Genomic DNA, 21659 nt, shown 5'->3' with positions numbered 1-21659 from the left:
ATTACTCTCTTTTTTAATCACTAAAAGGCGGCTCTAGCCGAAAAGACTATTTTCAGGATAGCCGCGCTGATACACAAGGCCACCATTGTGCCTATAATTGCCGCCTATGAGCCAAACTAAATCGTCCACCATCGCCCTCAACCGCCGCGCCCGCCACGAATTCTTCGTTGAAGAACGCTTCGAGGCAGGCTTAGTGCTTTTGGGATGGGAAGTAAAATCGCTGCGCGCAGGTAAATGTAACCTGACAGATGCCTATGTCTTGCTGAAAAATAACGAGGCCTGGGTCATTGGTGTGCATATTCAACCGCTGCTCGCCAGCTCAACGCACGTCGTCGCAGATCCTACGCGCACACGTAAATTGCTGCTGAAAGGCCGAGAGATTTCTCGACTTTTTGGTGAGGTTAAACAAAAAGGCCACACGTGCATCCCGCTAGCGATGTACTGGAGTGGCGGCCGCGCGAAAATTGAAATCGCCCTCGTGAAGGGCAAGCAGTTGCATGACAAGCGCGAGACTGAGAAAAACCGCGACTGGCAGCGTGAAAAAGCACGCGTTATGCGCAATCGCGGCTAAGATTTTTTAGCAATGTGCTGACAGAAAAAAGCCCAGCATTAGCTGGGCTTTTTTATTTGCGCTAGACCATCACACCGTTTTCATGAAAATCCCAATCAACCTACGCGTGGTGTTGGTGTAGGGAGGGAAGAACATTTTCGCCAACATGATGCGAGTACGAACCACGGCGCGTTCGTGTGAGAACGTTTTGAAGCCGAAATGACCATGCGCATTGCCCATGCCGGAGTTATTCACGCCACCAAATGGCAGGTTGCCGTGCAAAAACTGCACTACGCAATGGTTAATGCAGGCGCCGCCAGACGACGTATTTTGCATCACACGCTGAATCACCGCCTCATCTTTTGCCCAAACGTATAGCGCCAATGGCTTTTGATCGGCGTTGATGCGGGCAATGACATCGTCCAAATCACGATATTCAAAAATCGGTAGCAACGGCCCGAAAATCTCCTCGGTCATGATGGTCGAATCGGCGCTAATATTTTCCAGTAAAGTTGGCGAGATAAAGCAGTCAGCAGCATCGCTATGGCCGCCCGCCAGCACGCGCGCACCTTTGGCAACGGCATCATCGAGCAGGCCCTTGATACGCTGTGTGTGACGCTCGTTCACGATGCGCGCTAAGTGCTCACTTTGCTGCGGCTGCGCACTATAAACATCGTTTAAAACTTTCGTGCAGGCGGCCACGAAGTCAGCTTTAACGTCGGCATGTACATAAATGTGATCTGGCGCGATGCAGGTCTGGCCATTGTTAGTGAACTTAGCCCAGAGGATGTTTTTCGCCGCCAACGTTAAGTCCGCGCTGGAGTCGACGATTGTTGGCGACTTGCCACCTAGCTCAAGCGTGACGCTGGTCAAATGCTTCGCTGCGGCAGCCATCACCACCTTGCCAATCGCCGGCGAGCCGGTGAAGAAAATATGATCGAACGGTAGCTCAAGCAACGCTTGCGCTACTGGCGCATCGCCTTCAAACACAGTCACTTCTGCTGGATCAAAGACTTCACGGACGATTTTACTAATGATGGCAGCGGCTGCTGGTGTCATCTCAGACGGCTTAATGATTGCGGTGTTGCCAGCAGCGATTGCCGAAATGAGCGGGCCCAAACTCAAGTTCACTGGATAGTTCCAAGGCGATACGATCAAGCAGCGCCCTTTAGGCTCATACTGAATATAGCCTTTAGTGCCCATCATCATGCGCGATGGCCAAACGCCTTGCGGCTTCATCCAGCCTTTTAAGTTACGCAGAGCATCGTTCGCCTCAGCTACTACCGGTAATATCTCGGTAAGCTCAACTTCAGTGGCTGGCTTGCGGAAGTCAGCAAAGCCGGCAGCGATAATATCGGCTTGATGAGCCAGTAAACTATCGCGCAGTTTGCGAATTTTCTCGCGACGCTCACCAAAAGTAGATTGACGCAGACGCAGTGCAGTAGCTCGCTGGGCATCAAAAGCTTGCTGAATGAGCGCGGTTTGTACCGGCATATTGTTTTCGGCTGTCATGGCGTATCCCTTTGTTTGCCCTACGCATTGCGTTATTGGCTTAGTGTTTTTCTTGAAATGGTTTGCTGCTTAATCTGTGCCGAGCTAAATGGAAATGTCTGCCAACGTTTCCCTGCATAGGCCTGTGTAAAATCTTTGTAATGCGGACTAGCTGGGTCCGACGATTGTGAGTAGGTAATGAATCCTGCCGCAATTGGATTACGCTGACTATCCCAAGTAACGGTTTGCAGATAGCTATTACCATACTCCACTGCATATCCGTCAGATGTCAGGTTTGCAGGATTGGTCGATATTACCGTGAAGGCGCCTGCCCCGCCACTGCCGCCAAATACTGGCAACACTGCATCGCCGTGAACACCAGAATGCTGGATTTCGCCCAATGGCCTATCGAATGGAATGCCTGTCGCTTTCACTGCCTCGATGGCATCGGCAAAGGCCATTTGCACCGTTAGCGCACTGGCATTGAGTGTATTCGGTGTGTTCACTGGATCACTACTGGAAAAAGGCACTGACCATAAATCGGTCAACGGTGTCGGTACTGGCAATGCAATTGGGAGCCCTAAAGGTGCTGCACTGGCAAGACGCCAGAACTCTCGCCAAATGTGGCCGCCAGCGGAAGCTAAGTTATCGCTGCCATCCCATGCTGCCAAAACAGCGCAAGCCGCTGCAACATCATCGCCATTGGCCGGACCACTACTACCCATTAGCCCTGGCTGAGTGCACAAGCTATCAACGACTGTTTTCCGTGCTAGTTCGGCAGAGTAAATCTGGCTAGACAAGGCCACATCTTGCAAGGTAGCGATATCGAAGCCTTTGCCAGGCCGGCCATCACTGCCATCCATGCGACGCTCAGCTTGCAGCAAACATAGCCGCGTGCGTAGAGTGCGCTCCGCATTTTCATCGCCAATGATGCGCGCGAAGCCAGTTAATGGCTGATCGGCGTTAGTTAACCAATAGCTATCGTTGCAGTTGGCGACATAGTCATCGCGGGTAAGGGTTGGAAGATTTTTTGCACCAAAAATACCAGGCGCCGGTGCATCATCATCAGTCAACCACTCACAAGATGAGCGACTGCCATCTAGCAGTGGCAAGCCCGCGGCGACCTGATCAATGACCAAACTTAATGGCAAGGCTTTGCAGCTCGCCACTAAGCTGTCGGGCACATTCGGCACCACAGTGACATCGCCATAATAAACTTTGCCGCCAGGGCCGCTAGCTACTGTATTTACCCATGGCACGCCGAGCTGCTGCGCTTGAGTTGCAATAAAATCATCAAGACTGGTGGCTTCGTTCCATCGGCCAAACTGATTAATTAATCGATCATTTTCTAAGTTCGCATCGCGCATGCTGTAAGCCAGCGCGGGAGTCCACGCCAAAACGGGCACACCAGAAGCACCAACAGTGATCATTGGACCGAAATGGCTTTTATACAGCGTGCGCTTACGCTCAGTAATTTGACCATCAGCGTTTTTAACTTGAATAGTTAGCGGCACTGCGGTGAGGTCTCGAATCTCGCCATCGTAAATATATTGCGTGGCGTTGAGCGGATTCAGCTTAAGTTCATACAGCGTGAAACGGTAGGCGGTGGAAACCGTGTGGCTCCAAGCGACGTTTTTATTGAAGCCTATGAGTACCGCTGGCACGCCATAAAGTGACGAACCCATGATGTCGAACTGGCCGGGAATGGTGTTGTGCGACATCCATAAGCGCTCAGTGCCGGACCACGGAAAGTGTGGGTTGCCGTAGACAATCGGATTACCGGTGGTACTGCCATCCTTGCCAAAGGCGTACATATTGCTGCCAAAGCGTTCGTGTTCTTGCAGGTCAGCAAAACCACCGGGGGCAGCAGCCAAGGCTTGCTGCTTTTGCGCTAACTCAGCGGCCGAGCCTGGCGCATAAGGTGTGGCTCGTAGCGGTGTTTCTATTTGCGCCACCGGCAGGCCTAAGCCGCTCAGCACATCTAACAATGGTGAGAGCAGATCTCCTAATGGGCCGAAGCCATTACTACCGCCGATGGGTAGCGGCAGGCTGTTTAAACCTGGCGGCTGAGCACTGGCAATTTCATTGACAAATACTGAGCTACTCGCCAACACCGATAGGCGTACAAAACGGCGATACATATCATCCACGGCAATGGGCTGTAGCCACTCACCCTCGGCACAGGCCAAATGGCGGCCGGGATGCTGCCCAGTCTTTAGCTCACTCATATAACGGTTAAAGCCGACGGTCCAGCCTTTCACTAGTGTCTTAAAGCGCGGAATAGTTTTCGCCTCGGTGCGCTTTATTGCTGCCTCATCGGCAATGAACTTCCAAAAGAAATCACTAGACACATTGTCAGCTACGCTGCCATTGGCGCGAATAGAGTAGGTGCCGTCAGGGCCGAAATAGCGCGAGCGCTCACCACGAATGGTGACGAAGTCGTCCATCATGACGCAAAGATTGTCTTCAGCGAAGGCATAGCCTTGGCCATAGCCTAAGCTGCCAAAATCACGCGCGGTGATGTGCGGAATGCCCATTTCAGTTCGAACGATTTCGGCTGAGTATGAGCCCTCTCGTGCCGAGCTATTGCCAGCAGTGCTTGAGCTACCGCCGCAGGCCGATATAAGTGCTGCACCAAATACAATCGGCAAAATGGCCGAAATACGGGCAAGATTCATGATCAGCCTCATTTGTTATTATTATGTAACTACCGACAGTAATTCAGCCTTTAGCAGCGCGCAAGTAAAGACAGTTCAACTTACTCGTAGTATGCTAACTGCGCTCTGGGGATGACATGGCTTCGACGTTGGTTATGAAGCCCGCAGGTGCATGCGGAGAGTGAGTTGCCTCTCCTAAATCAACTTCTCAAACAAATAGTCGCAAACGACGAAAACTACGCACTAGCCGCTTAAATCCGGCTTATGACCAAGCTTGCATGCCGATATGCGGGGGCGGTCAGCGCAAAAAATATCGGATCGCTACATGACTTGCCGCGCGTCATGATGCTAAAACCCAGTGGATCGCTTGCCGCACCCTGTCTCTCGGGCCGCGCTGAGTTAAAACAATTGAGAAGACTAAGCATGTAGATCCGAGGGTAGAGTGCTGACGGACGCGGGTTCGATCCCCGCCATCTCCACCAAACAAAGCAGCAATTAAATCAGCCAGTTAGAGCAATCGAGCTGGCTTTTTTATGCCCGAAAATCTTTTGCCGCACTAAGGAAATGCAGTCATGACCACTTTTCACGCTAGTTGTAGCTGCAATCAACTCACCTTACAGTTTTCGCAGGCTCCGCGCTTTCAGCTGGTTTGCCATTGCAATGACTGCCGGAAAATTACTGGCGAGGCGTATTTGTCTGGGGCATTTTTTGCGGCCGAGCCAGAGGCTATTCGTGGCGAGTCGTTAGTGGAAACAGGGGTTGGCGGGTCGGGCAAGCCAAGACATAACCATCGCTGCAAAAGCTGTGGCGACTTTATTTTCGCTGAGATAGAGGCACTGCAAGGCATTGTTGCGGTGAATGGCAAGCTGTTGGAAATGCCCTTCAAATTCGAACCTCAGGCGCATGTTTGGGTGAGTCAGAAGTTGCCAGAAGTAATCATCCCAAAAGATGCCATGGTGTTTGAGCGACGGCCGGCCCTGAGCCTGGTCATGCCAGAAGCTCCCAAGCCGGCTTGAGTGCCGGCAGACCCATATGCCTAGTCTTCGCGACCATGCGCCTGAGCTGATAACTGCTCGGTCGAGACACGCACAAAAGTAGAGTCGCCAATGGCGGTGAGCACATCGCCAGCATAAACCTCACAGACCACCCGAGTTTTGCGACCAAGCTCACCCTCAACTTTGGCGCGCAATGTAAGCGACACACCCATTGGCGTTGGCTTGATGTACTTGATGCCTAAATAGCCCGTAACGCAGTCTATGCGCGGCAGGCTCGATGGCTCTCGGCCTTCCTCGCGGTAGTGATAGGCCATCGCGGTCCAGTTTGAGTGGCAGTCGATGAGCATGGCGATTAGGCCGCCATAGACTAAGTCTGGCCAGCCACAGTATTTCTCATCGGGCAGATGCTCAGCGACGATATGCACACCGTCTTCATGCCAACGGCTTTTTAGGTGCAGGCCATTGGGGTTGCTACCACCGCAGCCATAGCAAACGCCATGGGGTGCGGCGAGATCTTGTAATGCCGTAATCATAAAAACATCTCTTAACTGACCCGATAAGCGTCGCGTGGCGGATTGCGCGTGAGCCAGCGATAGCTCAGCGTAAAGCCCGGCCAACTGGCGCTATTGTGGCCATTATCATCGATATACCAACTACGGCAGCCGGCCCAAACGCTATTGGCTAGGCGCACTTGCACAGCACTGGTGAAATTCTCATAGCGGCCTTCATTGACTTCAATGCAGCGGCCATTCTCCTGCACCAAGCGGGCGCGACAGGTCATGATATGTGCGATCTGGCTTTCTAACATGTAGACGATGGAGTTATGGCCAAGGTTGGTATTGGGACCATAAAGCATGAAGAAGTTAGGGAAGCCCGGCACCGACATGCCGAGATAAGCTTTTGCACCCTGCTGCCAAACATCTTTTAAATCTAAGCCAGCTCTGCCGCTTACTTTCATTGGCGCGAGAAAGTCGGTGGCGGCAAAACCAGTGCCATAAATCAGCACATCAGCGGGATGCACATTGCCGTCGCTAGTTTCAACACCGGCAGCCGTGATCTGACTCACCGCCGTGGTGATTAAATTTACGTTATCTCGGCTCATCGTTGCTAAGTAGTCGCTGGAGAGCAAAATACGTTTGCAGCCGATGGCGTAGTCTGGCGTTAGTTTTTCGCGTAATAAAAGATCGGGCACCTGCTTTTTCAGCAACGACTTAAATGGCAAACCAACCGCAACCTTAAGCAGGCTTTTCATGCGTGTGAAAGCCAAAGCTCGCGACTCATACTTCAAATAAATACCGCCGCGGTACAGCGACATAGTTTTTGGCGCGCGCTTAAAAACCCACTTCTCCACGCCGCTATACGGCCGATCGGGCCGCGCCATCATATAGGCAGGTGAGCGCTGAAACACACTCAGCTTGGCCACGCTAGGAGCAATCGCCGGCACAAACTGAATCGCCGATGCGCCGGTGCCGATGACCGCCACGCGCTTACCAGTGAGATCAAGGTCATGACGCCAATGCGCTGAGTGAAAGGACTCACCTTTAAACGCTTCGATGCCTTTGAGCTTGGGATAAATGGGTCGGCTGAGCTGGCCTGTCGCATTGACCACCATGCGTGCTTGCAGCGCCTCGCCACTAGCCAACGTGATATGCCAAATGCTGCTGGCGTCATCAAAGCGCATTGCCGCCACTTCTACCTCGCAACGCAGATGCCGGCGCAGGTCGTACTTATCGGCACAATGGCGCAAGTAAGCGTAAATCTCGGGCTGGCGTGCAAACACATGCGACCAGTTCGGGTTCGGCTCAAACGAAAATGAATAGAGGTGCGAAGGCACATCGCAAGCCGCGCCAGGGTAGGTGTTGTCGCGCCATACGCCGCCCACATCAGCGGCTTTTTCTAAAATAACGATGTCATCGACACCTTGTTTTTTCAGCGCGATGGCCATGCCCAAGCCACCAAAACCTGCGCCGACAATTACAACTTCGTGGATCTTACTCATGCCTTTACTCGCGAATGGCCGGTGATTAAGTCGTAGGCTTTTTCGGCAATCATCATGGTAGGTGCATTGGTATTACCACCAATGATGCTGGGTATCACCGAGGCATCGACAATGCGCAAACCTTGCATGCCATGCACGCGCAGCTCGGGGTCGACCACAGCCATATCATCGAGGCCCATTTTGCAACTGCCCACGGGGTGATAAACAGTGTCAGAACGCTCGCGCAAAATTTGGCGAATATCATCGTCGGTTTTCACATCGGCGGTGAACATGTCTTTGCTAAATAGCTCGGCGAGCGCCGGAGCATCCATAAGTTTTTTCGTGAGTTTATAGCCCTCTACCAGCTTCTCCACATCATCCGGATCTTGGAGAAATGCCGGATCAATGAGTGGTGCATCGAGCGGATTTGCACTGGCCAAGGTCACACTGCCGCGACTTTTCGGGCGCAATAAACAGACGTGGCAAGAGAAGCCGTGGCCAGCGTGAAATTTGCGCGCATGATCATCGACCAAGGCGACAACAAAGTGCAGCTGGACATCGGGCTGAGGGCTATGAGGGCTGATTTTTAAGAAGCCCCCACCTTCGGCAAAGTTCGATGTCATAGCACCACGACGCTCATTTCGGTAGCGCCGAATCTCTTTCAACATGCGAAAACTGCCTTTCAGCGACAGCCCCAAGGCATCTAAGCTTTTGGTTTTATAACCAAAAATAAAGTCTGGATGGTCATGTAAGTTTTGCCCAACGCCAGGCAAGTCTTTCAAGACAGGAATGCCATGCTTCTGCAGTTCAGCAGCCGGGCCAACACCCGAGAGCATGAGTAATTGCGGAGTTTGAAAAGCACCTGCTGCTAAAATTATTTCTTTATTTGCACGAATCACGCGGCGCTTACCGTTTTGCATAATCTCCACGGCGACGGCACGCTTGCCATCAAACTCGAGCTTCAGTGCCTGAGCTTTGATCTCTACGGTAAGATTTGGCCGTTGCGCCATCACTGGTAAAACATAGGCCTGCGCCGCACTACAACGCTGGCCATCCTTTTGCGTGACTTGGTAAAGGCCAATGCCCTCTTGGTCGGCACCATTAAAGTCATCGTTCCACTTAAAGCCGGCCTGCTCAGTGGCTTTTTTATAGCGCGCATGAATTGGGTTGTCGGTGCGTAAGTCGCAGACAGACAGCGGCCCATTATTGCCATGAAACGCATCGTGAATACGCTCGTTGTTTTCGCTAAGGCGGAAGTACGGCAGCACGTCATCATAGCTCCAGCCAACATTACCCATGGCTGCCCACTGGTCGTAATCGTCGCGATGGCCGCGGATATAAGCCATGGCATTAATCGCCGACGAGCCACCCAAGGTTTTTCCACGCGGCTGATAGCCCTTGCGGCCATTAAGCCCAGACTGAGGCACTGTCTCGAAGGCGTAGTTTTTGATTTTTGTTGGCAGAATAGCCACTGTTGCCGCTGGCACTTCCACTAAAGTGCCCGTACCACCATCGCCGGCCTCTAGCAGGCACACAGTTATCGCTGGATCTTCGCTTAATCGGCCCGCGAGCGCGCAGCCGCCTGAACCACCACCAACAATGACATAGTCAAACATCGTGCCGCCCTCGTGATTTTTCTATCAGGCAGAACTTAGCAGTTTTCACTATGGCTGGGCGATGTAAACCAACAAAAGGTTGATATAAACGTATTAAAACGGAGGCGGCTTAGTCTTGCTCGCCAGCAACTTTGACAATGCATTCAACTAGATGCTCAATCCCCTGCATCAGTTCTTCGGAGCTTAAGGTGCTGACATCCCACATACGATCGACTTTACGCGCCTCAGAGCCTAGGCTGTCGTAACCAATGAGCCCCGCAGAGCCGGCGATACCATGAATGCTGCGTTTGAGATCAGCGGGCCACGAAGCTTGTGGTAATTCGCGGGCCTCGGCCCACGCGGTAAGCAACTCAGGGACACGAGTCTGCCAAAAATGTGTACGGAAGCCGGCAACTAGAGCCAGCCATTCCTCGTCATTTTCAAGGTCGATCTCGTTTGACATTTTCCCAGCAGCTCCGTACTTGATCTACAAGCTTAGCGGGTATGAACGGTTTTGTAAGCACTTCATCGACGCCAAGCGCGCGCCATTGCGCGATATCTGCTGGCTGTATTTTTGCAGTCAGAAAGCAGATTGCTAGCTTTTCTATGGTCGGCATTGCTCGCATTTCGGCAAGCGTTTGCACACCATCCATGCCCGGCATCATCACATCAAGCAAGATAATATCGGGCAAATAACCATCGCGCAGCAAGGCTAACGCCTCTTGGCCAGATGATGCAGCACACACAGTAAAACCACCCAACCGCTGCAAAATCAAACTAACCAGTGCGCGGATATCAGGCTCATCATCGACCAGTAAAACTTGCTGTAGCGACATGCCTAACCTCATTAAATTCTGCTATTTGCCCTACCTGTACCTAAAAAGATATTGGTGATTATTATTATGCAATCATGGGCGTGCTGAGATCATTGACCATTGGCGCAGGTGTCTTCTTTAAAAGCTCAATGTAAAATACCGACCCGTTGGGCTTTCGTGGCTCATAGCCAACTCGTGCCTGCATGCTTTCGGCAAGCGCCTTGGTAATGGCCAAGCCTAAGCCTGTCCCACTACGCTGACGCGTATCTGAAGAATCGAGCTGGGAAAACTTAGCAAATAGCTGAAACCACTTCGCCTCTGGAATACCGACACCTCTGTCCATTACTGAAATGCGTGCATACGGCCCGCAATCACTCACGACAACATCGACCATCGAGTTTTCAGGCGAGAACTTGGCAGCATTCGAAAGGAAATTAGCCAGTACCTGTTGCAAGCGCGCACTATCAACCATGACTTCATCGGAGCAGCTACCGCTATATTGATAGTTCACACCGAACTGCGACGCATAGCTCGAGTTTAAGCTGATGCTCTCGGTCACAATAGGTGCCAGCTCATGCGCCTCAATTTCCATCTCGATACTGCCCGAGACCAACTTATCCATGTCCAGCAAGTCATTAATGAGATAGCTCAAGCGCTGACTATTTCGCTGGGCAATGGTTAGTAGCTTTTCTTGATCGGCATTCAACTCGCCCAGCACACCCGTTACAACCATATCTAAAGAGCCGACAATGGCAGTCAGTGGTGTGCGTAGCTCATGGCTGACTGTAGAAATAAACTCTTCTTTCATTCGCTCAACACGGCGGCGCTCAGTAATGTCGCGCACCACCACGACCTGCCTGGATTCAACCAAGTTAGAAAGCTTTGCTATTTGCACTTCCATCCAGAAATGACTGCCATCGGCGCGACGGCCCTCGATCTCAGGCAGTGGCAATAGCGAACCTGTGCGGTCAGAGCGCATAAACAATGCTTGGCGAGGCAGTGAGGCACTCTGAGGCAGTAAAAGCTTAAGTGACTGATTCTGTACTTCATGCTCAAGATAGCCAAAGAGCTCTTCTGCTGCATGATTAAAGCTTTCAATCTTGCCTTCGGCATTAATCGTGATAATCGCGTCTACCACTGTATCGACAACGGTTTGCAATTGGTGCTCTCGCTCGAGCAGGCGCTGCTGAGCTGCATGGCGCGAGCTAAAGTCCTGAATATGCGAAATAAAATATAGCGGCTCTTGTTCGTCATCACGCACTAAAGACACACTTAGCAAGGCATATACCGTAGAGCCATCGCTATGAATATAGCGCTTCTCTAACTGATAGGATGAGATCACACCCGATAGACACTGCTGCACTAACTCTAGGTCAGCACCCAAGTCATGCGGGTGTGTAATGTGCTGAAAATCAGTTTTCAATAAGTCATCGTGGCTATAGCCCAATATTTCGCAAAGCGAGATATTCACCTCTAGCCATGTGCCATGAGGTGAGACTATGGCCATGCCATGTGCTGCAGTGGCAAAGGCATTAAGAAAACTGAGCTGGCTGATAGAGAGCTGTCTCTGCAGTGCCGAGTACTCCGAAATATCATTCGCTATTGCCATATAACCATTGATACGGCCTTTCGTATCATGCAGTGCGGTAATCGTTAAGCTTACGCGTATGCGGGTCCCATCTTTTTTTATGTATGTCCATGCACGCGTTTCATGACCATGAATTCGCGCTGCTCGAACAAAAACTTCAAACCCGCTAACAGCCTCACCAAATGTGCACTCTAAAGCACGTCCGTGATCACTAACCTCATTAGCATCATGAAGGATGGCGGGTGTCTTTATGCCCACAAGCTCATCAGCACGATAGCCAAGCATTGCCTCTGCGCCACTATTAAAAAGCGAAATAATGCCATCTAGACGAGTAGCAATAATCGCCACGGCAGTTGAGCCACGAATAATTGCCGCATTAAGCGCTTCCTGATGCATCGCGTTGGATTTTTTAGCTCTCCAGCGCGATATAAATGACCACATAGTCATTAGCCTGGCTCGTGATAGAGATGTAGATTATCAACCACAGCGACTGCAGTGCTGTGCAAGCGTGTTGTCATAAGGTAAAACGCTGTAACAGCACATCATTACCAATACCCCTAAGGATCGTTTATGACAAGCAGTGCCTCACCGCAAACCCTATCCGTGTTAGATGCAATAACTCAGCGTCGATCTGTACGCGGTTACTTAAACACTGCAGTTCCCGAGAGTGTTCTTCGCTCAGTATTCGAACTAGCCCAAGCTGCGCCTTCAAACTGCAATGTGCAACCTTGGCAGGTTTATGTCGCCTCCGGCGCTACTCGCGACAGCTTGCGTGAGCGCATGAGCACGGGCGCAATGACTGGCCGCGCCATGACGCCCGATATTGGCTTTATGCCATCGACTTCAGGTGAGCACAAAAACCGCCAATATGCCTGTGCGGCGGCACTCTATGGCGCAATGGGTATTGCCAGAGAAGATAAGCTTGGCCGCATGAAAGCCACTCTGCGCAACTTCGAGTTTTTCGATGCGCCGCACGTCTGCTTTATTGGCATGGATAAAAGTTATGGCATCCCAATGGCACTTGATGTTGGTATGTATGCGCAAACATTGATGCTGTCCATGCACGCACACGGTTTAGGCAGCTGCGCTCAGGGCTCAATGGGCTATTATCCAAATGATGTGCGCCAAGCCTTCGGCATCAATGATGACATACAGATTCTCTTTGGCATTTCGTTTGGCTACGAAGATCCAAGTATTTCAGCCAATGCGACGCGAACCGTGCGAGCGCCACTGAGCGAAAGCGTGCAATTTAATAATGCTCCAGTCACATTTTCCGAGGCCTCGGTTTAGGCCAAGCCCATTACTGAGGAGCGATTCATCATGACTGATGACGCCAATGCCGAAAAAAAGCCACGCAGTAATGCTGCGACTAAGCCTGCCGTGAAAACGACAAAGGCAGCGGCCGGCTCAGTGCAAAAGCCTAGCGCACAAGTTGCGACTCCAAAGACGAAAGCTCCGGCCAAAAAGCCCACGATTGAGCCTCCTGAAGTAGAAGCTATCGCTGAAATTGAACCTGAGCCTGTCGTTATAGAGCCGCCGCCCGTACGCAAAAATCGGTCGCTATTCGATGCCGCTGACGATGTCCGCATGTCCGCCATGCGCGTTATGGGCACCGCTCGTGGTGCTGCTGAGCAAGCACGCTATGTTGCAACAGAAGCTGCTAAGGAGGTTGCCAGCATGGCCAGTGAAACTGCAAAAAGTGCCGCCGAAATGGCCAATGAAAGTGCGCGTAATGCGCTGCAACGAGCCTCGCGAAGCGCGCAGGTTGTTGCTCAACTTGCCGAAGATGGCGCCAAAATGACCGCAAAGCTGGCCAACGACTCTGCCAAAGCTGCCGGCCAAATGGCACGCGAAGTCGCTCTACAAATGGCACAAGCCTATCTTCGCAAGTCGACCATTACGCTGCCACTACCAGAAGCACTGATCAATAAGCAGATGCGCAACCTTGCCGACCGCCATGCCAGCGTCGACTATCTCGCTATTTATTGTGGCGATGATCGCGTTACTGTCGCCATCGACGGCCACCACAACCGACTCGTCTACACCATCGAACTGAAATTCGATGTCTTGGAATGCAAAGTCTCACGCAATGCCCAATATATTCGCGTGCGGCAAGTTGACGAGACACTTGATGCGCAGTTTAGACAAACCAACTTTGTCGCCAACTGGATGACGAAACAGGTAGGGCGTGGCGCATTTTTTGTTGCCAATCGACTGCCGACCAAGTCACCTGTAAATCAACTCATGCAAGATATTCCTGGCGTGGAGCGTGAAGGCCCACGACTTTGGCGCATCAATCTACAAGAGTCCGACCTTGGCGGCTTGCTGCAAAATCGCTCATGGATGGTCGATAAACTGTCAAACCTCACGGAGTTCGCCTCACTACCCGGCTTGAGCACGTTAATCGGCAGCCAAGAGCTACTGATGCAGCTGGTCAATCAGTTTGAGATCCGCGATGTCCGCGTTCGCCCTGGCCGACTTGAGCTGCTCGTCGGCATCGCTTCGACTAACTAATCGCTGATGATTTTTGACAATAAAAAAGGCTCCTTATCGGAGCCTTTTTTAACTGCACTTACAAAGCATTAGCTGATTATACAGCCAGGCTAATTACAGACCTTGCTTCACCAGCTTCTTCAAACCAGCACGAATAGGCGAACCCAGCGCCAGCTTCACTAGCCAGCCTGTACCAGGCAACGCTGAGTCAAAATCGATGGTGTAGTGCAAGTGCGATGATTTGTTATCGCCAGAAAAACGCATGATGCCCAAATGGTTTTTCACCGGGAAGCCGCCACGGGTAATGGTGTATTCAATCAGCTTATTTTTCTCAGCCTTGGTAACCGTTTCTTCCAAAGACACACCGCCGGGCAGCGTCAGCTTGCGAACTGAGCCGACACCGTTAACGCCAGCCTTGCCATCTTTAATACGGCGAATTTTTGCCGGCAAGATCAGGCCTAAGTTTTCGTGGTCGCTCAAATAGCTGTAAAGCTTATCGACTGAAAAGGGGAAGTTTTGAACTATATCAACACGATTTGCTGGCATAAATACCTCTCTAAATAATGGGCGGTTAAGCGCACATGCTTTGAAAATAACCGTGGTCAGATTAGCACATGACGCACTAAAGCTGACAACACCGGTTGTCGATACTCATCACTCTCATTAGCCAAATGATGGCCTGCACCTGGCACCATGATGGCGCGCTCCACATACGTTCTTTTCTCGATAAAACCTAGGTTATAGCGCCAGTCCACGGTGTCATCGGCTTCGCCCTGTACAAGCGAAATGGGGTAGCGGCATGCCGGCAAAGATTGTAAATGCTTATCCCAGCGTATCATCGCTCCAACCCATTTCAGCGGAACTTCGCGCAGCTGAAAGGGGTCTTTATGCCAGATCAAATCAATAAACTCAGGGTCATGGCTACTGTGCTTAAAGTGGCGAGGAACACTGCGCTTAAAACGGCCTAATAGCGTATAGGCGGTAGTGACTTGACGCCATTTGGTGATGCGGACTAGCGGCGCCCAGAGCTGCACACGTGCGAAGTATGGGCGCTGGCCATTGGCCAATGACGATAAAATATGATCAAACAAAATTCCGCCACCCGTACTCTGGCCGACCGCCACCCAAGGCTTGGGCAATTGCGGCGAAAGCACCGCAATAAGATCGCGCAATACTTCCTGGTAATGGCTGAAGTCGTCAATTTCGCTAGGCTTACCTGACGATAAGCCGTGGCCAGGCAAGTCGATAACCACCACCGCGTAACCTTGCGCTAACCCGACACGAATGGGGTGAGTAAATAAACCCGCATGGTCAAAGTAGCCGTGCAAAATCAGCAATGTACCGCGTGGCTTTATCGGTGCTTCCGGCAGAAATACCTGCGTGGCAATGTCATAGCCCCACGCCTCAATCGTGCCGATGTCATGGCGCGTAGGGTGTGGCGCCTCAAGGCTCAATCGGTCTAGGCCATAAAATCGAGCGTAATCTGCCAAGGCCTCAGGCCATGGCGCACGCACGTCTAAATCCAATGGTTTTAGTGCGCGGCGCGCGGCTGTCGGCGTAAAGCTGGTCACACTCACTCCTTAGATAGGCAAAGGCAACAATGCTCGTAATGGCCCCAATGGGCTACTGGACACTGGGGCAGCCCGCAATACACCTTCAGGCGTTGCCGGCCCTTGGGCTTTAATAATGGCCTCTTTTGATTGTTCTGTCCGCTCCCAAGTGCGCAAAAAACCCTCAGCTGAGTTAAATACATCCTGCAAATCTTGCGCACTGCCCTCAAGCTGAACCTCACGCACAAAACCGCTCATCATTCCGTAATGGGCGCTGCCATCCTCATCTAAACTCCACGTACGACCACGGCCCTGATCATCGCGCTCTTCTGGCTGATCAAAACGCACACTCAGCGGCTTGAGCGCTTGCATGGCTGGCAGCTTACTCATAAATTCATTATCAAATAAGCGGTAGGGGTACGTTACCTCTTTGCCTTTAGCGATATTGCTACGTGGGCTGGCTTGCGCCGATAAACCATTGGTGTCGGTGCCAAAACCCATGCTGAATAAAGGCCTAGGCTCAGGCAGCTTAGACCACACTGTGCGCAGCTCTTTGATTTCTTTAATCAAGCTTGGGCCATTACCGAGGCTTGGAAAAATAAATCCGCCACCCTTTAAGATACGCTCAGCTTGGTTGTTACTGGTGCCACCAAAAGTGCCATGGGTTGAAATTAAGGGGTAGTTTTTAGGCTGAGCCTCAGCAAGCTCCAACACCTGTGACTTAATCTCTAACTCCAAATGGTCGATGTCGAATATCAGACCACGACGCATCATTTCTTGGAAGGCAAACAGACCCATCGGCGTTAGCCAACGTGCATTACATTGCTTTTTCGCGGGATAACAAGCTAACGCCCCGCCAGGGCGGAAACCTTGGCCGAGGTATGGGCAGAGCGGATCGCTAATTCCTAACGCACCCAATGGGCTATCAATACCACCAACATCAAATAAAACAGTAGGACTGATACTGGTCATTTTCGCACCACCACTGCTACCAAAAAGATAGCCGGAAAATCCTTCCTGACCTTCCTCTGGACAGTCGTAGGTTGTCCAAAACTCACCTGTCGGGCGCTCAGTGGTTTGCAAAAAGCCTAGCGGTGACGTTTGTGATGGATTACCAAGTACACCCACGAGCGCATTAATTTCTTTGGATGGAATACCACCGGAGTTTTCACGATTACCGATGTTTAAAATCATGCCATCGAAAATTCCGTTACCGCCGAAGGCGTTGTCGAACTCATGAATGGTGATGATTTGCCGTACGCCGAGACTGGTTAATCGATCGAGCTGCGCCACTACTTCTTCTTTATCGCAGGCATAGCTATTTTCGGTCAGGCCAGTACCGGTTTCTTGAAATGGTTGTTGCTGGCGCAGCGGGTTGTAGTTGATTTTGCAGTTGAGCACGTTGGATATTTCAATGCCAATGACTACCGCCAGCTTGCCATCCGACACAACATTTCGCGCCTCTTCAGGGCTTAAAACAATACGGAAGAAACCTTTTCCGCGACCACCATACTGGGCATCAACATAATCCTGCAGCGCATACAGTGTGCCGATTTGATTGGTCGCATTATTCATTTCATTACAGTCGCGCAGGGGCTGGCGCGTGACATTGCGCTGCAACTCGCACAAGGTTTCATTCTCTACTACATCATTAACCATGATGCGTAAACCTGACTTCCATGCACGCTCAACCCATTTCCAATAAATCGCTTCATGCGTCAAGTTTGCTCGAGCTGGCCAGTCGACATGAGTCGGCCAACCGGCGGTGTCATGGCCATCAAAATCACTGACAAATAAGCTGCCGACTAAATCAAGAAAGCCATTCGGCCCATGAGTTTCGGCACAGTCACTAAGTGCATGTGTGACCCCAAAACGATGGAAAGGTGATCCATGCTCAGCACCACCCAAAAAGGTCGTAGCGCTTAAGTGCACGTGCACATCGGCCATGCCTAGCACTGAGCCATCGGAGGTTTGGCCTTTGAAAGTGTCACCCACGGTATTGTCATGTGCTTCTGGGAACTCTGCACAACCAGTGGCTGGCACAAGTGCGAATTGCTGAGCAGGGTCATCACCTGCGGCTACTAAAGCCAACTTGCCGTCATTGGCCACGCTCAGCTGCTTCATCGTTTTGGCTTGCGAAAATACGTAACGATCGCCCTGCACCAGAGGATCATTGAACTGACGATACTTTGTAATGTCGCTTGGCTGTGGCTCTGTATCGTAGGCCATCGCTTGTGGATAATTCGTGGCATCGCCCGCGACGCGCAAGCTGAACACATTGTTGTCGCTTGCAGCACTCAAAGCACTTAAGCCGGAGCCAGATACAAGCTGTTTGCCTCGGCTATAGAGCAAATAGCTCCCCAATGATGAGGGCTTAAAGTAGAAGGGCTCAGATGCGCTCAACGTTGCGGCGGTAGCACTAAGCTGGCCATTTTCTAGCGTGACAAAACGGCCATCGGATGGCGACTGCAGCGCAACACAGCGGTTGGCATAGTCGTAGCGTGTAGGCTTGAATTCGGGCCCAGGAACGGGGATCTCTGGGCCTTGGCCTACACCTGGATCCGTTACGTTATCGACAAACGAAAATACCGCATTTTTACTCTCACCACAGGCCATTAGCCCGAGAGCCAAACAGCTGGCGGCGGTAATTTTTACGATATGGGAAAATAAACCCGTGCTTGAGCGGAGCGTTGTCATAGCGACACCTATTATTTTTCTTATTTGGCGATTTTACATGATTACGCAGTCGCAACCTATATATGTTTCGACTGCGTTATTTGTCTCGTGTGCAAATTGATTTCTTGTGTATTCGCATCGCATAGCACAGCGAGCCATACTAGCCCCCTGAAAAGAGGTACTCATGCGCGTATTGCTCACCTTATTATTTAGCGCTTGGCTCGGCGCCTGCTCCACGCTGGGCGTGCTCTCGCCTTTGCAAGATGGCCGCCAAGCCATGCTCGCCGGTGAGCCGACACAAAGCGAAGCAGCGTTTGCCAAAGCTATAACAGCTATTGCCGCTGATGATGAACGCGCGCTCATCTCAGCCGGCGACTCTGCACGCACGGGCGCGGCCTTAGTCAGCAATGACAACTTGCGGCGCTATCGGGTTGCGCCTTATGAGCGACTGTTTTTACACAGCTATCAAGCGCTGAATTATCTCGCTTTGGCACAGCCACAAGCCGCCGCCGTTGAGCTGCGTAGAGCTGATGCATGGCAACGCACGCAGGCGTTAGCCTATGCCGAAAAAATCAGTGAGGCCGAGCGCGAAGGCGGCGAGCTAGTGCCATCTAGCAATGCTGATCTGGGCGCACTCGATAATGCTGCTGCGCGCGTGCGAAGCAGCACTCAGCATGCCGGCGCACTGTATTTATCCGGTCTTTTTTATGAGGCACAAGACGCGCTAACCGACGCCTTCATCGATTACCGAGCTGCTTGGCAAGCCCAGCCAAGCAACGCTCAACTCGCCAGCGACACTTCACGCTTAGCAAAACGCCTACGCTTCGATGACCCCACACCACGCAATACACCGACTCCAAGCCCACTCAGCCTCAATCAAGATAACAGCGCCGGCGACATCGTGGTGTATTGGGAGCGCGGCGAAATCCCCGACAAAGTCGCGTTTCAACTACCGTTGATCAATAGCCGAGCCTTCACCCTGGTGAGCATTCCGTACTATCCCAACCGCAGCACTCCGGCCGCGCGCCTCAGCTTACAGCTCGATGGTCAGTCGCCGCTCGCTGAGCTCTTAGTCGACACTCATGCCCTCGCCGCGCGCACATTACGCGAGCAGTTACCGGGCATTATGCTCAGGGCTAGCGTACGCGCTGTGGCGAAGCAGCAGCTGCAGCGCCAACTCAATGAAAAGTCACCGGGCCTTGGTCTGCTCGGCACTATTTATAGCCTACTTAGCGAGCGCCCTGATTTGCGCCAATGGAGCAATCTGCCAGCGCAGGTTTATGTCTCACGTCAACGCGTAAGCGCTGGCGATCATCGCCTCAGTATCGTTGGCGAGCAGCCACTCACTGTGCCGGTTCGCGCCGGCAAAATCACACTGGTACATGTGGTGACCTCGCCGCGTGTCAGCTACAGTCGGATTTATCCGTTATAAACGGGCAATGCCCAGGAGTTAACTAATGAATATTCCCTTAAAAGCACTGTGCTTGCCTGTAGCACTAGCGGCACTGACTATTACCGGCTGCGCCTCAGTACAATACGGCGATGCTCGCGCAGTCGAAACCGTGAATACCGATTTTGGCTCCACCGATCTTCAGCTCATCAGTGCAAAAATGGTCGATGACTTGCTCAACTCGCCGGCCGTGATGAACATCACCCGTGATGGCCGCCCAGTGCTTTTTGTCGATGCCATCCGCAATAAAACCGCTGAACACATCGATACCGAATCGGTGACTGACACCATTAGCACCCAGCTGATTAAGTCCGGCCGCTTCCGCTTTGTCGACATGAGTGTGGTCGCCGAAGTCGCGCGCCAATTTGATTATCAGCGCAATAGCGGCCTAGTCGATGAGCGCCAATCGGTGAAAATGGGCCAACAAATTGGCGCTCGCTATATGATTTACGGCAACTTATCAGGGATTGCCAAGCAAGATGGCAGCACGCGCGATCAGTACTACAAATTCACATTAAAAATGATGGATTTGAAAACTGGCTTGGTTGAGTTTCAGGATGAGAAAGAGATTCGCAAAACTCGTGAGCGCCGTTGGTTTGGCCTGTAAGAAGCTTCGACTAGCTAAGCTCCTCGTGAGCCAAATCTAATACCTCAAGACATAAAAAAGCCCGCTAAGCGGGCTTTTTTATGAAGCGATTAGGCAGTTTTCATGCCGACTAACAGCTCAGCTTATTGCACCTGTTGGCGCAGCTCGCCGCGAATATAACGCTCAGTCATTGCGTCTAAAGACAGCGCGCGAATTTTGCTAGCTTGGCCTGCGCAATTGAATGCGACATAGCGATCGACGCAGACATCACGCATAGCAACGATAGTGTCTTTAAAGAACTTACGTGGATCAAACTCGGCTGGATGCTCGGCCATATGGCGACGAATCGCGCCAGTCGATGCCAAGCGCAAATCGGTGTCGATATTCACTTTACGCACGCCGTGCTTAATCGCCTCAACGATTTGCTCCACTGGCACACCGTAAGTCTCTTTAATATCACCACCGTATTGGTTGATGATCTGCAGCCACTCTTGCGGCACGCTGGACGAGCCATGCATGACCAAATGCGTGTTGGGAATGCGCGCATGAATTTCTTTAATGCGATCAATCGCCAAAATGTCATCAGTCGGAGGACGCGTAAACTTGTAAGCGCCATGCGACGTGCCAATGGCAATCGCCAAGGCATCGACACCAGTGTCTTGCACGAAGCGCGCGGCTTCCTCTGGGTCGGTCAGCATTTGCGAGTGGTCGAGGATGCCTTCGGCACCCACACCATCTTCTTCACCGGCCAAGCCAGTTTCCAGAGAACCCAAGCAACCAATTTCGCCTTCTACTGAAACACCACAAGCATGCGCCATCTCAACTACGCGGCGAGTAACGCCGGCGTTGTATTCATAGCTAGTTGGCGTTTTGCCATCTTCGCCGAGCGAGCCGTCCATCATCACTGAGCTAAAGCCGAGCTGGATGGAGCGCTGGCAAATGGCTGGGCTGGTGCCGTGATCTTGGTGCATGACCACGGGAATATGTGGAAACTCCTCGATGGCTGCCAAGATCAAGTGGCGCAAAAATGGAGCACCGGCATATTTACGCGCACCAGCCGAAGCCTGCACGATCACCGGTGAGTCAGTCTTATCGGCCGCTTCCATGATGGCGCGCATTTGTTCTAAGTTATTGACGTTAAACGCCGGTACGCCATAGCTGTGCTCAGCGGCGTGGTCTAGCAATTGGCGTAAGCTAATCAGCGCCATATCATCTCTCCTATGCGACGTACGCCG

Annotated in this window: 18 protein-coding genes and 1 other RNA gene; 7 read left to right on the top strand and 12 right to left on the bottom strand. The window is 51.8% G+C overall.

From position 1 onward, the window contains the following. The first annotated feature begins 106 nt into the window (after positions 1 to 106). Entirely contained in the window at positions 107 to 571 is a 465-nt protein-coding gene (gene smpB, locus ACFQ0F_RS10740) for an SsrA-binding protein SmpB (RefSeq protein ID WP_340675690.1), read from the top strand. A 69-nt stretch (positions 572 to 640) separates the two neighbouring features. On the opposite strand, the gene ACFQ0F_RS10735 is transcribed toward smpB, so the two are convergent. Next, a complete protein-coding gene (locus ACFQ0F_RS10735) occupies positions 641 to 2062 on the bottom strand; it encodes an aldehyde dehydrogenase family protein (RefSeq protein ID WP_340675691.1) in 1422 nt (473 codons plus the stop codon). A gap of 32 nt (positions 2063 to 2094) precedes the next feature. Then, entirely contained in the window at positions 2095 to 4719 is a 2625-nt protein-coding gene (locus ACFQ0F_RS10730; RefSeq protein WP_379071945.1) for a penicillin acylase family protein, read from the bottom strand. A 107-nt stretch (positions 4720 to 4826) separates the two neighbouring features. Between ACFQ0F_RS10730 and ssrA the strand changes: the two genes are divergently transcribed. After that, positions 4827 to 5180, top strand: a transfer-messenger RNA (tmRNA) gene (ssrA, locus tag ACFQ0F_RS10725). A 90-nt stretch (positions 5181 to 5270) separates the two neighbouring features. Further along, a complete protein-coding gene (locus ACFQ0F_RS10720; RefSeq protein WP_340675705.1) occupies positions 5271 to 5714 on the top strand; it encodes a GFA family protein in 444 nt (147 codons plus the stop codon). A 20-nt stretch (positions 5715 to 5734) separates the two neighbouring features. Here ACFQ0F_RS10720 and ACFQ0F_RS10715 read toward each other — a convergent pair whose 3' ends face one another. From ACFQ0F_RS10715 to ACFQ0F_RS10690, 6 genes are all read right to left on the bottom strand, one after another. Continuing rightward, positions 5735 to 6226 (bottom strand): PaaI family thioesterase, encoded by a 492-nt coding sequence (locus ACFQ0F_RS10715; protein ID WP_379071942.1) that lies wholly within the window; start codon positions 6224 to 6226, stop codon positions 5735 to 5737. Between the two features lie 11 nt (positions 6227 to 6237). Next, complete coding sequence (locus ACFQ0F_RS10710) at positions 6238 to 7692, bottom strand: flavin-containing monooxygenase (RefSeq protein ID WP_379071939.1); 1455 nt, start codon at positions 7690 to 7692, stop codon at positions 6238 to 6240. After that, positions 7689 to 9287, bottom strand: a complete 1599-nt coding sequence (locus ACFQ0F_RS10705; protein WP_379071936.1) for a GMC family oxidoreductase — start codon at positions 9285 to 9287, stop codon at positions 7689 to 7691. The genes ACFQ0F_RS10710 and ACFQ0F_RS10705 overlap by 4 nt, the downstream gene beginning before the upstream one ends. Positions 9288 to 9396: 109 nt before the next feature. After that, positions 9397 to 9729 (bottom strand): hypothetical protein, encoded by a 333-nt coding sequence (locus ACFQ0F_RS10700; RefSeq protein WP_340675709.1) that lies wholly within the window; start codon positions 9727 to 9729, stop codon positions 9397 to 9399. Continuing rightward, the gene (locus tag ACFQ0F_RS10695) at positions 9707 to 10102 is read right to left on the bottom strand and encodes a response regulator (protein ID WP_340675710.1); all 396 of its coding nucleotides are present in this window, start codon (positions 10100 to 10102) and stop codon (positions 9707 to 9709) included. The genes ACFQ0F_RS10700 and ACFQ0F_RS10695 overlap by 23 nt, the downstream gene beginning before the upstream one ends. A 64-nt stretch (positions 10103 to 10166) precedes the next feature. Next, positions 10167 to 12116, bottom strand: a complete 1950-nt coding sequence (locus tag ACFQ0F_RS10690) for a PAS domain-containing sensor histidine kinase (protein WP_379071932.1) — start codon at positions 12114 to 12116, stop codon at positions 10167 to 10169. A gap of 123 nt (positions 12117 to 12239) precedes the next feature. Between ACFQ0F_RS10690 and ACFQ0F_RS10685 the strand changes: the two genes are divergently transcribed. Further along, positions 12240 to 12959 (top strand): nitroreductase, encoded by a 720-nt coding sequence (locus tag ACFQ0F_RS10685; protein WP_379071929.1) that lies wholly within the window; start codon positions 12240 to 12242, stop codon positions 12957 to 12959. 30 nt (positions 12960 to 12989) lie between these two features. Continuing rightward, the gene (locus tag ACFQ0F_RS10680) at positions 12990 to 14183 is read left to right on the top strand and encodes a hypothetical protein (RefSeq protein WP_379071926.1); all 1194 of its coding nucleotides are present in this window, start codon (positions 12990 to 12992) and stop codon (positions 14181 to 14183) included. A 93-nt stretch (positions 14184 to 14276) separates the two neighbouring features. On the opposite strand, the gene ACFQ0F_RS10675 is transcribed toward ACFQ0F_RS10680, so the two are convergent. From ACFQ0F_RS10675 to ACFQ0F_RS10665, 3 genes are read right to left on the bottom strand one after another with little or no spacing between them, the layout of a single operon-like run. Next, a complete protein-coding gene (locus ACFQ0F_RS10675; RefSeq protein WP_379071923.1) occupies positions 14277 to 14708 on the bottom strand; it encodes an SRPBCC family protein in 432 nt (143 codons plus the stop codon). A 56-nt stretch (positions 14709 to 14764) separates the two neighbouring features. After that, positions 14765 to 15733, bottom strand: coding sequence for an alpha/beta hydrolase (locus ACFQ0F_RS10670; RefSeq protein WP_340675715.1), 969 nt, complete (start codon positions 15731 to 15733; stop codon positions 14765 to 14767). Between the two features lie 9 nt (positions 15734 to 15742). Beyond that, on the bottom strand, positions 15743 to 18409 hold the full coding sequence (locus tag ACFQ0F_RS10665; RefSeq protein WP_379071920.1) for a hypothetical protein: 2667 nt from the start codon (positions 18407 to 18409) through the stop codon (positions 15743 to 15745). A 163-nt stretch (positions 18410 to 18572) separates the two neighbouring features. Between ACFQ0F_RS10665 and ACFQ0F_RS10660 the strand changes: the two genes are divergently transcribed. Both ACFQ0F_RS10660 and lpoB read left to right on the top strand, forming a co-directional pair. Beyond that, on the top strand, positions 18573 to 19820 hold the full coding sequence (locus ACFQ0F_RS10660; RefSeq protein WP_379071917.1) for a COG3014 family protein: 1248 nt from the start codon (positions 18573 to 18575) through the stop codon (positions 19818 to 19820). 31 nt (positions 19821 to 19851) lie between these two features. Further along, positions 19852 to 20445 carry a penicillin-binding protein activator LpoB gene (lpoB, locus tag ACFQ0F_RS10655; protein WP_379072181.1) on the top strand — a complete coding sequence of 198 codons (594 nt, stop codon included), beginning with the start codon at positions 19852 to 19854 and terminating at the stop codon, positions 20443 to 20445. Positions 20446 to 20567: 122 nt separating this feature from the next. Here lpoB and fba read toward each other — a convergent pair whose 3' ends face one another. Beyond that, complete coding sequence (gene fba / locus ACFQ0F_RS10650; protein ID WP_340675719.1) at positions 20568 to 21632, bottom strand: class II fructose-bisphosphate aldolase; 1065 nt, start codon at positions 21630 to 21632, stop codon at positions 20568 to 20570. Between the last annotated feature and the right edge of the window lie 27 nt (positions 21633 to 21659).

The organism is Paraperlucidibaca wandonensis (genome assembly GCF_042677145.1).
In the GTDB taxonomy this organism is placed as follows: domain Bacteria; phylum Pseudomonadota; class Gammaproteobacteria; order Pseudomonadales; family Moraxellaceae; genus Perlucidibaca; species Perlucidibaca wandonensis.
The sequence above is the reverse complement of the archived record's forward strand: the minus strand, read 5'-3'. Positions and strand labels throughout refer to the sequence as shown.

Coding starts and splice junctions, on each gene's coding strand:
- smpB (WP_340675690.1), top strand. CDS start 107: ATGAGCCAAACTAAATCGTCCACCATCGCCCTCAACCGCCGCGCCCGC.
- ACFQ0F_RS10735 (WP_340675691.1), bottom strand. CDS start 2,062: ATGACAGCCGAAAACAATATGCCGGTACAAACCGCGCTCATTCAGCAA.
- ACFQ0F_RS10730 (WP_379071945.1), bottom strand. CDS start 4,719: ATGAATCTTGCCCGTATTTCGGCCATTTTGCCGATTGTATTTGGTGCA.
- ACFQ0F_RS10720 (WP_340675705.1), top strand. CDS start 5,271: ATGACCACTTTTCACGCTAGTTGTAGCTGCAATCAACTCACCTTACAG.
- ACFQ0F_RS10715 (WP_379071942.1), bottom strand. CDS start 6,226: ATGATTACGGCATTACAAGATCTCGCCGCACCCCATGGCGTTTGCTAT.
- ACFQ0F_RS10710 (WP_379071939.1), bottom strand. CDS start 7,692: ATGAGTAAGATCCACGAAGTTGTAATTGTCGGCGCAGGTTTTGGTGGC.
- ACFQ0F_RS10705 (WP_379071936.1), bottom strand. CDS start 9,287: ATGTTTGACTATGTCATTGTTGGTGGTGGTTCAGGCGGCTGCGCGCTC.
- ACFQ0F_RS10700 (WP_340675709.1), bottom strand. CDS start 9,729: ATGTCAAACGAGATCGACCTTGAAAATGACGAGGAATGGCTGGCTCTA.
- ACFQ0F_RS10695 (WP_340675710.1), bottom strand. CDS start 10,102: ATGTCGCTACAGCAAGTTTTACTGGTCGATGATGAGCCTGATATCCGC.
- ACFQ0F_RS10690 (WP_379071932.1), bottom strand. CDS start 12,116: ATGACTATGTGGTCATTTATATCGCGCTGGAGAGCTAAAAAATCCAAC.
- ACFQ0F_RS10685 (WP_379071929.1), top strand. CDS start 12,240: ATGACAAGCAGTGCCTCACCGCAAACCCTATCCGTGTTAGATGCAATA.
- ACFQ0F_RS10680 (WP_379071926.1), top strand. CDS start 12,990: ATGACTGATGACGCCAATGCCGAAAAAAAGCCACGCAGTAATGCTGCG.
- ACFQ0F_RS10675 (WP_379071923.1), bottom strand. CDS start 14,708: ATGCCAGCAAATCGTGTTGATATAGTTCAAAACTTCCCCTTTTCAGTC.
- ACFQ0F_RS10665 (WP_379071920.1), bottom strand. CDS start 18,409: ATGACAACGCTCCGCTCAAGCACGGGTTTATTTTCCCATATCGTAAAA.
- ACFQ0F_RS10660 (WP_379071917.1), top strand. CDS start 18,573: ATGCGCGTATTGCTCACCTTATTATTTAGCGCTTGGCTCGGCGCCTGC.
- fba (WP_340675719.1), bottom strand. CDS start 21,632: ATGGCGCTGATTAGCTTACGCCAATTGCTAGACCACGCCGCTGAGCAC.